This is a genomic window from Spirillospora sp. NPDC029432 (genome assembly GCF_040703975.1).
In the GTDB taxonomy this organism is placed as follows: Bacteria; Actinomycetota; Actinomycetes; order Streptosporangiales; family Streptosporangiaceae; genus Spirillospora.
The window spans coordinates 117,468-129,794 of record NZ_JBEZWH010000007.1 but is presented as its reverse complement, the minus strand read 5'-3'; the positions used below and the strand labels follow the sequence as shown (position 1 = coordinate 129,794).

At 74.0% G+C, this 12,327-nt stretch carries 13 protein-coding genes; 10 read left to right on the top strand and 3 right to left on the bottom strand.

Going from position 1 to position 12,327, the window contains the following annotated elements:
- Positions 1-29: 29 nt before the first annotated feature.
- Genes AB0881_RS08030 through AB0881_RS08020 form a run of 3 tightly spaced genes read left to right on the top strand, consistent with a single transcriptional unit; the run spans position 30 to position 2,862 of the window.
- Entirely contained in the window at positions 30-1,280 is a 1,251-nt protein-coding gene (locus AB0881_RS08030; protein ID WP_366615239.1) for a cytochrome P450, read from the top strand.
- Positions 1,281-1,286: 6 nt separating this feature from the next.
- Positions 1,287-2,378, top strand: a complete 1,092-nt coding sequence (locus AB0881_RS08025; RefSeq protein WP_366615238.1) for an NAD(P)-dependent alcohol dehydrogenase — start codon at positions 1,287-1,289, stop codon at positions 2,376-2,378.
- Between the two features lie 13 nt (positions 2,379-2,391).
- Positions 2,392-2,862 carry a DUF4334 domain-containing protein gene (locus AB0881_RS08020; protein WP_366615237.1) on the top strand — a complete coding sequence of 157 codons (471 nt, stop codon included), beginning with the start codon at positions 2,392-2,394 and terminating at the stop codon, positions 2,860-2,862.
- A 29-nt stretch (positions 2,863-2,891) separates the two neighbouring features.
- Here the strand turns inward: AB0881_RS08020 and AB0881_RS08015 are convergent, their stop codons facing one another.
- Positions 2,892-3,800 carry a 2-hydroxyacid dehydrogenase gene (locus tag AB0881_RS08015; RefSeq protein ID WP_366615235.1) on the bottom strand — a complete coding sequence of 303 codons (909 nt, stop codon included), beginning with the start codon at positions 3,798-3,800 and terminating at the stop codon, positions 2,892-2,894.
- Positions 3,801-3,844: 44 nt separating this feature from the next.
- On the opposite strand from AB0881_RS08015, the gene AB0881_RS08010 reads away from it, so the two are divergent.
- Positions 3,845-4,852 carry a nitronate monooxygenase gene (locus AB0881_RS08010; protein ID WP_366615233.1) on the top strand — a complete coding sequence of 336 codons (1,008 nt, stop codon included), beginning with the start codon at positions 3,845-3,847 and terminating at the stop codon, positions 4,850-4,852.
- Positions 4,853-4,878: 26 nt separating this feature from the next.
- On the opposite strand, the gene AB0881_RS08005 is transcribed toward AB0881_RS08010, so the two are convergent.
- Positions 4,879-5,229, bottom strand: coding sequence for a nuclear transport factor 2 family protein (locus AB0881_RS08005; RefSeq protein ID WP_366615232.1), 351 nt, complete (start codon positions 5,227-5,229; stop codon positions 4,879-4,881).
- 85 nt (positions 5,230-5,314) lie between these two features.
- On the opposite strand from AB0881_RS08005, the gene AB0881_RS08000 reads away from it, so the two are divergent.
- From AB0881_RS08000 to AB0881_RS07985, 4 genes are all read left to right on the top strand, one after another.
- Positions 5,315-5,929 (top strand): helix-turn-helix domain-containing protein, encoded by a 615-nt coding sequence (locus tag AB0881_RS08000; protein WP_366615231.1) that lies wholly within the window; start codon positions 5,315-5,317, stop codon positions 5,927-5,929.
- Positions 5,930-6,035: 106 nt separating this feature from the next.
- Positions 6,036-8,132, top strand: a complete 2,097-nt coding sequence (locus AB0881_RS07995; RefSeq protein ID WP_366615229.1) for a catalase — start codon at positions 6,036-6,038, stop codon at positions 8,130-8,132.
- Between the two features lie 36 nt (positions 8,133-8,168).
- Complete coding sequence (locus tag AB0881_RS07990) at positions 8,169-8,507, top strand: DUF3140 domain-containing protein (protein ID WP_366615227.1); 339 nt, start codon at positions 8,169-8,171, stop codon at positions 8,505-8,507.
- Between the two features lie 28 nt (positions 8,508-8,535).
- Positions 8,536-8,727: a hypothetical protein gene (locus tag AB0881_RS07985; RefSeq protein WP_366615225.1), complete on the top strand. Its 192-nt coding sequence runs from the start codon at positions 8,536-8,538 to the stop codon at positions 8,725-8,727.
- Positions 8,728-8,790: 63 nt separating this feature from the next.
- On the opposite strand, the gene AB0881_RS07980 is transcribed toward AB0881_RS07985, so the two are convergent.
- On the bottom strand, positions 8,791-8,985 hold the full coding sequence (locus AB0881_RS07980; RefSeq protein ID WP_366615224.1) for a hypothetical protein: 195 nt from the start codon (positions 8,983-8,985) through the stop codon (positions 8,791-8,793).
- Positions 8,986-9,044: 59 nt separating this feature from the next.
- Here AB0881_RS07980 and AB0881_RS07975 point away from each other — a divergent pair, with 59 nt between their 5' ends.
- Together AB0881_RS07975 and AB0881_RS07970 are read left to right on the top strand one after the other, a co-directional pair.
- Positions 9,045-9,581 carry an AAA family ATPase gene (locus AB0881_RS07975; RefSeq protein WP_366615222.1) on the top strand — a complete coding sequence of 179 codons (537 nt, stop codon included), beginning with the start codon at positions 9,045-9,047 and terminating at the stop codon, positions 9,579-9,581.
- 10 nt (positions 9,582-9,591) lie between these two features.
- Positions 9,592-12,318, top strand: coding sequence for an AAA family ATPase (locus tag AB0881_RS07970; RefSeq protein ID WP_366615221.1), 2,727 nt, complete (start codon positions 9,592-9,594; stop codon positions 12,316-12,318).
- Positions 12,319-12,327 lie beyond the last annotated feature (9 nt).

Here is a 12,327-nt window from a genome sequence, read left to right as displayed (position 1 = left end):
GCGGGCGGCCACCGTCGAAGGAGCCGGAGATGACTCTCACGCTTGACGAGGCGGGCCGTGCGCTCGCGGACCCCGCCGCGTACGCCGACGACGCGCGGCTGCACGCGGCGATGGCGCTGCTGCGCCGGGAGGCGCCGGTGCACTGGGTCGACCGGCCGGGCTACAACCCGTTCTGGGCGATCACCAGGCACGCGGACGTGCTGGAGATCGAGCGCAACCACGAGATCTTCCTGAACGCGCCGCGGCCGCTGCTGGCCACGGCCGTCCAGGACAGGATCAACCGGCAGCGGGCCGAGCAGGGCGTGGGGCTGCGCACCCTGATCCACATGGACGACCCAGACCACCGGGTCGTCCGCGCGATCGGCGCCGACTGGTTCCGCCCCAAGGCGATGCGCGACCTGGAGCCGCGGATCAGGGAGCTGGCCCGGCGGTACGTGGACCGGATGGCGATCCTCGGCGACAGCTGCGACTTCGTCCAGCAGGTCGCGGTGCACTACCCGCTGTACGTGATCCTGTCGCTGCTCGGCCTGCCCGAGTCCGACTTCGACAGGATGCTCAAGCTGACGCAGGAGCTGTTCGGCGGGGACGACACCGAGATGCGCCGCGGGGAGACCCCCGAGGAGATGCTCGAGGTCCTGATGGAGTTCTTCGCCTACTTCCAGGAGCTCACCGCGGCCCGGCGCGCGCACCCGACCGACGACCTCGCCTCCGCCATCGCCAACGCCGCGGTGGACGGCGAGCCGCTGAACGACTTCGACACCGCCTCGTACTACGTGATCATCGCGACCGCCGGGCACGACACCACCAGCTCGACGATCTCCGGCGGGCTGCACGCGCTGATGGAGCACCCCGACCAGCTCGCCCGGCTCCGCGCCGACCCGTCCCTGATGCCGCTCGCGGTGGAGGAGATGATCCGCTGGGTGACGCCGGTCAAGGAGTTCATGCGGACCGCGACGCGCGACTACAAGCTGCGCGACACGACGATCCGCGAGGGCGACTCGGTGCTGCTGTCGTACCCCTCGGCCAACCGGGACGAGGACGTCTTCGACGACCCGTTCGCGTTCGACGTGGGGCGCGACCCCAACAAGCACCTGGCGTTCGGCTTCGGCGTCCACTACTGCCTGGGCGCCGCACTCGCCCGGATCGAGGCCCGCGCGTTCTTCGAGGAGTTGCTGCCGCGGCTGGAGTCGATCGAGCTCGCCGGTACGCCGGAGAGCACCGCCACCACCTTCGTCGGCGGCCTGAAGCGGCTGCCCATCCGCTACACCCTGCGAGGCTGAGACCTGATGCGCATCGATGCCGCGGTGCTGCGCGCCGCCGACGCCCCGTACACGATCGAGCCGCTGGAGCTGGCCGACCCCGGGCCGGGCGAGGTGGTCGTGCGGGTCGCCGGCGCCGGGATCTGCCACACCGACCTGCTGGGCCGCCAGCCGGGCGGGTTCCCGCGGCCGGTGGTGCTCGGCCACGAGGGCTCCGGCGTCGTCGAGGCCGTCGGGCCCGGCGTGACCGGCGTGTCCGTGGGGTCGAACGTCGTGCTGTCGTTCGACTCCTGCGGGGCCTGCTCCGACTGCCGGTCCGCGCGGCCGGGCAGCTGCGAGCAGATGGTCGTGCTCAACATGGCGGCGATGGCGATGGACGGGCGGCAGCGGCTGCGGGACGGCGCGGGCGAGACCGTCCACAACCGGTGGTTCGGGCAGTCGTCGTTCGCCACGCACGCGCTCGCGACCGCGCGCAACGTCGTCCCGGTCGGGGACGACCTGCCGCTGGAGAAGCTCGGCCCGCTGGGATGCAGCATGCAGACCGGCGCGGGCGCGGTGCTGCTGTCGCTGGGCGTGCGCGCCGGCGACAGCATCGCCGTCTTCGGTACGGGCGCGGTCGGCCTCGCCGCCGTGATGGCCGCGGGGATCGCCGCCGCCACCACGATCATCGCGGTCGATCTCAACGAGGACCGCCTGCGGGTGGCCGCCGAGCTGGGCGCCACCCACACGATCAACGGCGCGGACGAGGGCCTGGTGGCCCGGATCCAGGAGATCACCGGCGGCGGCGCGGACTACGCGTTCGACACCACCGCGATCCCGGCCGTGGTGTCGAACGCCGTGGCGAGCCTGCGGACGACCGGGGTCTGCGGCCTGGCGGGCGTCGGGAGCCGGGAGTACCGGCTCGACCCCACCCTGATGCTGATGGGCCGGACGGTGAAGGGCATCATCGAGGGCGACGCCGTACCGCAGACGTTCATCCCCCGGCTGGTCGAGCTGTGGCGGCGGGGCCGGTTCCCGTTCGACCGGCTGATCGAGACGTACCCGCTGGAGAAGATCAACGAGGCCGAGGCGGACATGCTGGCCGGCGAGATCGTCAAACCGGTGGTACTCCCCGGATGAGAAGAGGAAGTGCTTGACCTCCCGCGAGACCGCCGAACCCGCCGCCCAGGACCGACTGCTCGACCTCGTCCGGGGCGGCGGCCCGGCCGGGCCGGATGAGCTGGGACGGCTGTACGACCGGCTCCAGCCCGTCTCCGCGACGTTCATGCTCGGCGCGTGGCGCGGCGGGCTGTTCGACGAGACCGGCGCCATGGCCGCGCTGCTGGTGAAGATGCGCTGGTACGGCAAGCGCTTCACGAGCGTCGAGGACGTCGAGCCGCTGCTGTGCCGCGACGACGAGGGCGCGATCTACTCGTACACCGGGATGGGCATGGCGCGGCTCCGCGAGATGTCGTTCCGGGGCACGGTCTCGGCCGCGATGATCTACGACGACCGCCCGATCATCGACCACTTCCGGCGGGTGTCGCGGGACGTGGTGATGGGCGCGATGGACGCCAAGGGGACGGACTCGACCCTCTACTTCCACCTGACGCGCACGGACTGATCGGCACAGACTGATCCGCACGGGGCCGCTCAGCGCACCCGGTGCAGGAGCTCCTCGCCGGCGGCCAGACGGCGGCAGTTCTCCTCGGCGACGGCGAAGTAGCGGTCCCAGGTCTCGCGGGTCAGCCAGGCAACGTGCGGCATGACCACGACGTTGTCCAACGCCGTCAGCGGGTTGGACGCGGGGACGGGCTCCCGCTCGAAGACGTCCAGCCCGGCGCCGCCGAGCCGTCCCGAGGACAGCGCCTCGACCAGGGCGGACTCGTCGATGACGGCGCCGCGGGCGGTGTTGACCACGATCGCGCCGGGCGGCAGCAGGGCCAGCCGCTCGCGGTCGAGGAGGTGGTGGGTCTCGGCGGTCAGCGGGATGTGCACCGAGACGATGTCGCTGGCCCGCAGGAGATCGTCGAGGGGGCGCCACGACGGGTCCTCGGGGCGCGGGCGGCGCGAGGTGTACAGGACGTTCGCGCCGACGGCCTCCAGCATGCCGCGCAGCAGGCCGGCGATCTGGCCGCCGCCGAGCAGGCCCACCGTCCGGCCGTTCAGCTCGCCGCCCACCAGGGCCCGGTCCGCGGGCCAGCCCCGGCCCTCGCGCGTCCGCGCGTCGAACGTGACCACCCGCCGCAGCGCCGCCAGCATCAGCAGCAGCGCCGTCTCCGCGACCGCCTGCGCGTTGGTGCCCGGCATGTTCGCCACCGCGATGCCGCGCTCCTCGGCGGCGTCCAGGTCGATGGTGTTCACGCCGGTGCCGAGCTTCTGGATCAGCCGCAGGTTGGGGGCGCGGTCGAGGTCCGCCGCGGTGACCGGGCGCAGCACGTGCCAGAGGACCTCCGCCTCCGGCAGCAGCTTGGCGAACCGCTCGTCGTCCTCCTCGGGACAGCTCACCACGTCGAGCCCGGCCACCGTGTGCTCGTAGTCGTAGTGCAGCAGTACCCGCATCCCGGCGCTCCCCCTCTGAACGGCTCTTTCGTAGTATTCCGCACATGCTCGAACGGCTGGAACGCCCGATCGTCCAGGCGCCCATGGCGGGCGGCGGCTCGACGCCGGAGCTGGCCGCCGCGGTGTCCGGGGCGGGCGGCCTGGGCTTCCTCGCGGCCGGGTACAAGACGGCCGACGCGATGCGGGCGGACATCGCCGCGACGCGGGCGCTGACGTCCCGGCCGTTCGGCGTGAACGTGTTCATGCCCGCGACCGGGACCGCCGATGAGGCCGCGGTCGCCGCGTACCGGGAACGGCTCGTCCCCGAGGGCGAGCGGCTCGGCACGGAACCCGGCCGCCCCGCCGCCGACCGCACCGACGCCTACGCCGCCAAGATCGAGTGCCTGGTCGCCGACCCGCCGGCGGTGGTGGGCTTCACGTTCGGCTGCCCGGACGCGGAGACCGTCCGGGCCCTGCGCGACCGGGGCGCGTGCGTGATCGTCACCGTGACCGCGCCCGAGGAGGCCGTGACCGCGGTCGAGGCCGGTGCCGACGCGCTCTGCGTCCAGGGGGCCGAGGCGGGGGCGCACCAGGGGTCGTTCACCGACGCCGGGCTGGAGCCCGCCGCGCTCCGCCCCCTGCTGCGCGACGTACGGTCGGTGACCGGCCTGCCGCTGATCGCCGCCGGCGGCCTCGGCACCCGCGAGCACGTCGCCGAGGTCCTCGCCCTCGGCGCGGTCGCGGCCCAGCTCGGCACCGCCTTCCTGCGGAGCCCGGAGAGCGGCGCCAGTGCCGTGCACAAGGCCGCGCTCGCCGATCCCCGCTACACGCGCACGGCCCTGACCAGGGCGTTCAGCGGACGGCCCGCGCGCGGCCTGGTGAACGGCTTCATGACCCGGTACGACCCGTACGCGCCCGCCGCGTACCCGGACGTCCACTACGTGACCTCGCCGCTCCGCAAGGCCGCCGCCGCGCAGGGCGACCCCGAGGGCGTCAACCTCTGGGCGGGCACGTCCTGGCGCCTGGCCGCCGACTCCCCGGCCGCCGAGATCGTCCGCACCCTGACGCCGTAACCCCGGACGCCGTAACCCCGGACGCCTCAGGCCCGCGGGTCCGGCCCCTGGGTGACCCCCCACGTCTCCGCGAGCCGGCCGCCGTCGACGCGGAAGATCTCGATCAGCGTGGCGGGCGGGCCGCCGGCCCCCTCGACGGACGAGCGGACGGCGACCCTGTCGCCGTCGACCAGGATGTCGTCGGCCGCGACGCGCATGTCCGGGAACATGGCCACCACCTCGCGCCACGCGTCCCGGCCCGCCTCGAACCCGTTGGCGCCGAGCGGGTGGTTGCGGTAGCCGGGCGTGAACAGCTCCTCGGCCTCGTCGAACCGCCGGGCGTTGAAGCACTCCTGCATCCGCAGGACCAGGGCCTTCGCCTCTTCGCGTGTGGTCATCGGAGTGATCCCTCCTGAACAAGCGGGGCGCCGCCCCGGTTGTTCGCCAGCATACGGGGCGGCGCCCCGGTTATGCTAGGGCGCGATGTCCAGCCGACCGCGCGAGCGCGCCCCCGCCGGGTCCCCGGAGAACGACCGGGGGCTGCGGGCCGACGCGCGCCGCAACCGGGAGGCGGTGCTGCGGGCGGCGCAGCGGGCGTTCGCGGACGAGGGCCTCGGCGTCCCGCTCGACGAGATCGCCCGCCGCGCGGGGGTGGGGCCCGGCACCGTCCACCGGCACTTCCCCACCAAGGAGGCGCTCTACCTCGCCGTCTCGGTGGACCAGCTCAGGCGGCTGGTGGCGGAGGGCGACGCGCTCGCCGCCGGGGACGATCCGGCCGCCCTGTTCACGCTGCTGTCCCGGATGATGGCCTCGGGCGCGGAGAACGCGGCGGTGAAGAGCGCGCTCGCGGCCGCCGAGTTCGACCTGCGCAGCGCCGCCCCGGACGTCGCCGCGGACCTCACGGACCGGGTCGCGGCCCTGCTCGGCCGCGCGCACGCGGCCGGGGTCGTGCGTCCCGATCTCGCCGTGGACGAGGTGATGGCGCTCGTCGCCGGCGCCTTCGCCGCGATCCGCCACGCCGGCGCGGAGACCGGCCGCGAACGCTCGGCCCACCTCGCCCAGATCATCCTGGACGGCCTGCGGCCCCGCCCCCGGTAGCGCGCCGCGGCCCGGGGCCTCTTTGCGGGGTGTTGGGCATAGGGGGCGATCTCTCGGGTAGGCGGGGCGAAGTACCAGGTGAACCGACATCGAGGGCAGGACGGCCATGGCGGACTCCGCCGACAATGAGAAGCAGCGGCAGCTCGACGCGAACCGGGTGGGGCCGGAAGGGGCTGCGCTGACCACCGACCAGGGCATCCGGGTCGATCACACCGACGACTCCGTGACGGCGGGCGAGCGCGGCCCGACGATCATGGACGACTTCCACTTCCGGGAGAAGCTCACCCATTTCGACCATGAGCGGATCCCGGAGCGGGTGGTGCACGCGCGCGGGGCCGGGGCGTACGGCGAGTTCCGGGTGCACGACGACTGGCTGGCGGAGTACACGGTCGCGGAGTTCCTCACGAACCCGTCGATCACGACGCCGGTCTTCGTGCGGTTCTCGACCGTGGCCGGGTCGCGGGGATCGGCCGACACCGTACGGGACGTCCGGGGCTTCGCGACGAAGTTCTACACCCGGCAGGGCAACCACGACATCGTCGGCAACAACATGCCGGTCTTCTTCATCCAGGACGCGATCAAGTTCCCGGACTTCGTGCACGCGGTGAAGCCGGAGCCGGGCAGCGAGATCCCGCAGGCGCAGTCGGCGCACGACACGCTGTGGGACTTCGTCCAGCTCCAGCCCGAGACGATGCACATGATGATGTGGCTGATGTCCGACCGGGCGATCCCGCGCAGCTACGCGATGATGCAGGGGTTCGGCGTCCACACGTTCCGGCTGGTGAACGCGCAGGGGCGCGGCACGTTCGTGAAGTTCCACTGGAAGCCCAAGCTGGGCACCCACTCGCTGGTCTGGGACGAGACCCAGAAGATCGCGGGCAAGGATCCCGACTTCAACCGGCGCGACCTGTGGGACAACATCGAGGCCGGGAACTTCCCCGAGTACGAGCTGGGCGTGCAGCTGGTGCCGGAGGAGGACGAGCACAGGTTCGACTTCGACCTGCTCGACGCCACCAAGATCATTCCGGAGGAGGAGGTGCCGGTACGGCCGGTCGGGACGATGGTCCTGAACCGCAACCCGGACAACTTCTTCGCCGAGACCGAGCAGATCGCCTTCCACACCGCCAACGTGGTGCCGGGCGTCGACTTCACCAACGACCCGCTGCTCCAGGGCCGCAACTTCTCGTACCTGGACACCCAGCTCATCCGGCTCGGCGGGCCCAACTTCCCGCAGATCCCGGTGAACCGGCCGGTCGCGGACGTGCGCAACCACCACCGCGACGGCTACCACCAGATGGGCATCCACGGCGCGCGGTCGGCGTACCACAAGAACACGCTGTCGGGCGGCTGCCCGGCGATCGCGGACGCGGGCGTCTACCGGCACTACGCGGAGAAGGTGGACGGCCACAAGATCCGCAAGCGGAGCGAGAGCTTCAAGGACTTCTACAGCCAGGCCACGCTCTTCTGGAACAGCATGGCCGCCTTCGAGAAGGAGCACATCGTCGCGGCCTTCCGGTTCGAGCTGGGCAAGTGCGAGACGATGGCGATCCGCGAGGGCGTGGTCGAGCACCTCAACCACGTGGACCACGAGCTGGCCGTCCAGGTCGCCAAGGGCATCGGGGTCGCGCCGCCCGTGTCCGCCAAGACGCCCAACCACGGCCGCACCTCGCCGGCGCTCAGCCAGGCGAACGCGCCCAAGGACAGCGTCAAGGGCCGCAAGGTCGCCGTCCTGGTCGCGGACGGGGTCGACTCCGGCGCCGTCGCCGCGGTCGGCGAGGCCCTGGTGGACGCCGGCGCGGTGTACGAGATCCTCGCCGCCGCCGAGGGCGCCGTCCAGTCCGCGAACGGCGGCCAGGTGGAGATCACCAAGGCGATGAACACGATGGCCTCCGTCCTGTACGACGCCGTCGTGGTCCCGGGCGGCGCCGAGAGCGTGCGCGCGCTCAAGGCGGACGGCCTGGCGGTGCACTACGTCGCCGAGGCGTTCAAGCACGGCAAGGCGATCGGCGTCGTGGACGAGGGCGTCGAGCTGCTGGAACGCGCCGGGATCCGCGGTGTGGACGTCGCGACCGAGGGCGTTTTGTCCGACCGGGGCGTGGTGAGCCGCCGCGGCGGCTCGGGCGCGGACTTCCCGGGACAGCTGATCAAGGCGATCGCCGCGCACCGCCACTGGGACCGCGACACCGATTCCGTGCCCGCCTGACCGAGGAGACCCGAGGAGACCCGAGGGAGACGCGCGATGACCGAGAACACGCCCGTGGACGTCGAACTGCTCTGGGACGAGTTCCACGGCGTCGTGAACATGACCTCCGACGAGATCCGCACCTGGCTGCTGACCGACGCCTCCGGCGAGGACGCCTTCCCGGCGGACCCGCGGATGCTGCCCGAACTGGGCACCCAGGTGGTCGACCTGCTGCGCAAGCGGAAGGTCGACCTCACCCGGGAGGACACCGAGGTCATGCGGAAGGTCGTGGAGTTCGTCGAGGAGCGGACCGCGAACCGGCCCGCCGACGCGGCGCGGGACGAGCGGTGGCGGCACGCCCTGATGTCCGTGGGGCACGACCCGCTCAAGCCGTGAACAGGCCACAGAGAAAGGGGAGGGAAGCATGCCGAACCCGCAGCAACGCGAGATCAGCCGGTCCGAGCGCACGGCGGTGAACGAGCAGCCGCCGGCGGAGGCGACCGACCCGAAGAGCACCCGTTCCAAGGGCCACGCCCACGGGACCGACAAGGGCAAGAAGGGCGGCGGAAAGGGCGGTGGAGTCCCGCCGGACCAGCAGCCCGACCACCCGAGCTGAGCGCACATAGGAAAGGGCGCGGGCCACGGCCCGCGCCCTCCCTGTATGCCGGTATGCCCCGCCTCAGGGGATCTCGGTCTGCGGGCTGTAGCCCTCCTCCTCGCCGCCGGGCGCGTCCGCCGCGGCGTTGGGCGGGTCCGTGGGGCCGGGCTCGTGCTCGCCGGCGATGTCCGGATCGTCCTCCTGCGGCGCGCCGGCCTCCGCGCGCCGGTCGGCCAGCGGCTTGTCCTGGTCGTCGGCGCCCCTGCGCTCGGTCATGTCGCTCTCCCCTCGTCTGAACGGCGCGTACCCGCTCCGCCGCGGGAGAATCCGGGATCATGAACGACCGCTTCGTCGTGTTCACCGGCGGCCCCGGGTCCGGTAAGAGCACGCTGATCGATCTGCTGGCCCGGGAGGGGTACGCCCGTTCGGAGGAGGCCGGGCGCGGCGTGATCCGCGACCAGGTGGCGATCGGCGGCCGGGCGCTGCCGTGGGCGGACCGGGAGCTGTTCGCGGAGCTGATGCTGTCGTGGGAGCTTCGCTCGTACGGGATGGCCGGGGCGGCCGCCGGGACGGTGCTCTTCGATCGCGGCCTGCCCGACATCGTCGGCTACCTGCGGCTGGAGGGGCTGCCCGTGCCCGATCACGTGGCGGAGGCGGCGCGGCGGTTCCGGTACCACCGTCGCGTGTTCGTGGCGCCGCCCTGGCCCGAGATCTACGAGCGGGACGTCGAGCGGCGGCAGTCGCCGGAGGTGGCCGAGCGGACTCACGCGTCCATGGTGGAGACGTACGAGGAGTACGGCTACGAGCTGGTCACCCTGCCCCGGGCGCCGGTCGGGGAGCGGGCGCGATTCGTCCGGTATCACCTCGCTTAGGGTGGTCCGCATGCGCTTGCACGGCCGGGACGTCGAGATCGCCCGCATCGACCGGCTCGTCCGGGCCGCCCGCGACGGGCGGGGCGAGGCGCTGATCCTGCGCGGCGAGGCCGGGATCGGCAAGACCGCGCTGCTCGACCGCGCCGCCGCCACCGCCGCCGATGAGGGCATGGCCGTGCTGCGCGGCGCCGGGATCGAGACCGAGAGCGGCCTGCCGTACGCGGGCCTGCACCTGCTCCTGCGCCGCCACCTCGACCGGATCGGCGCGCTGCCGGACGGGCAGGCGGGCGCGCTGCGCGCCGCGCTCGGCATGGGCGCCGCCGGGGAGGCGGGCGGCGACCGGTTCCTGGTGGGCCTGGCCGTCCTGACGCTGCTGGCGGACCTGGCGGAGGAGCGTCCGCTGCTGTGCGCGGTGGACGACGTCCAGTGGCTGGACCGCGAGTCGGCGGCGGCGCTGCTGTTCGCCGTCCGCCGCCTGGAGGCCGAGCCGCTCGCGGTGCTGCTGGCCGAGCGTGACCAAGACCCAGCAGACCCGGCCGGCACGGCCGCCGAGCCCGCGGCGCACGGGCTCGCGGAGCTGCGGCTGGGCGGCCTCGGCCGGGACGCGGCCGCGGGCCTCCTGGCCGAGCGCGCGGCCGAACTGCCGCGCTACGAGATCAACGAGGTGCTGGCGGAGGCGGCGGGCAACCCGCTGGCGCTGGTGGAGCTGCCCGCGCTGCGGTCGGGCGGCGCCCGCGCCGGGTCGTCCAGGTTCGCCCGGATCCAGCAGGGCTACGCCGAGCGGGTCGCCGCGCTCCCCGAGGCGACCCGGACGCTGCTGCTGCTCGTCGCGGCCGACGACGCCGGCGATCCGGGCGTGATCCTGAAGGCGGCGGAGGCCCTCGGCGCGTCCGTGGCCGATCTCGAACCGGCCGAGCGGCGCGGGCTGCTGTCCGCGGCGGACGGGCGGCTGGAGTTCCGGCACCCGCTGGTCCGCACGGCCGTGACCGCGGGCGTGTCGCTGAACGCCCGGCTGGCGGCGCACCGGGCGCTCGCGGACGCGTACCTGGACCTCGGCGACCCGTGCCACCACGCCTGGCACCTGGCCGGTTCCGCGACCGGGCCGGACGAGCGCGTCGCCGCCGTGCTGGAGGGGGCGGCGGGCAGCGGCGGCGGATCGGCCGCGGCCACCGCCATGCTGGAGCGGGCCGCCGAGCTGAGCCCCGATCCGGTACGGCGCGGGCGGCGGCTGGCGGCGGCCGCGCGGGCCGCGGCCGACGGCGGCCTCCCGGAGAAGGCGGTCGCGCTGGCCGAGCGCGCCGGATCCGACCTCGCCGACCCGGTCGAGCGCGCCGAGCTGGTGCTGATCCGCGCCTCGCTCGCCGACGAGGGCGACCGCGGCCGGGAGGCGTACCGGATGCTGTCCGCGACGGCCGAGACCGTGGCCGGGACGGCGCCCGCCACCGCCGGCTACCTGTTCTTCAAGGCCGCCTCGGCCGCAGCCAACGCGGGCGACATCGGGGTGCTGCGCGAGATCGCCGGCCGCGCGGAGGGGCACGACCTGCCGAACGCGCACCTCGTCCGCGCCATGGCCACGATGTTCATCGGGCAGGACCCGCTCGCCGGGGACGAGGCCGGCGACGGCGCCGCCGCCCTGCGCGCGCTGCTGGCGGGCCGCGACGAGTGCCTCGGCCTCCGCGACATGATCAACGCGGGCTGGTGGCAGCTCCTCCTCGGCGACATCGAGGGCGCGCACGGCACCGCCGAGGACCTCGAACGGCGCTGCCGCGGCGAGGGCGCGATCGGGCTGCTGGCGCTCGTCCTGCCGCTGCTCGCGCGGACCCGCCTCATGCTCGGCCGGTACGGCGAGGCGCTGACCGCCGCGACCGAGGGCATGCGGATCGCCGGCGACACCGGCCGGCACCGCCTCCGGATCTACAACGCGACCGTCCTGGCGCTGCTCGCCGCCATCCAGGGGGACGAGGCCCGCTGCGCGGAGCTGGCCGCCGAGGCGCTGCGGCGCGGCCTGCCGCCCAGCGGAGCGCACGCCGCCGGGGCGCTCAGCCTGCTCGATCTCGGCCTCGGCCGCCACGAGCCCGCCCTCGCCCGCCTCGCCGACGTGGTCGCGGGCCCGGGCCGCCAGGGCGCCATCGCCAGCCTGCCCGACCTCGTCGAGGCCGCCGTGCGGTCCGGGACGCCGGAGGCCGGCCGGGACGCCGCCGCCCGCTTCCAGGACTGGGCCGCGCGGATCCGCCGGCCGTGGGCGGAGGCGATCGCGCTGCGCTGCGCCGCCCTGCTCGCCGACGACCCCGCCAAGCCGTACGAGCGGGCGGTCGAGCTGCACCGCGAGGGCGGCGCGTCACCGTTCGAGCGGGCCCGGACCGAGCTGCTGTACGCCGAGTGGCTGCGCCGCTCCCGCCGCCGCAACGACGCCCGGCCGCTCCTGCACTCCGCCCTGGAGATCTTCGACCGGCTGGGCGCCGCTCCATGGGCCGAGCGCGCCCGTTCCGAATTGCGCGCCGCGGGCGAGAGCGTCGCCGAGCGTGGATCGGCCGCGGGCCCGGCCGCCGCGCTGGTCGCGGGCCTCACTCCGCAGGAGCTCCAGGTCGTCCGGCTCGCCGCGGCCGGGCTGAGCAACCGCGAGATCGGCGCGCAGCTGTTCCTCAGCCCGCGCACCATCGGCTACCACCTCTACAAGGCGTTCCCGAAGCTCGGCGTCGCCTCCCGGGCCGAGCTCGCCCGCCTCGACCTCGCCTGACGGCCGCCT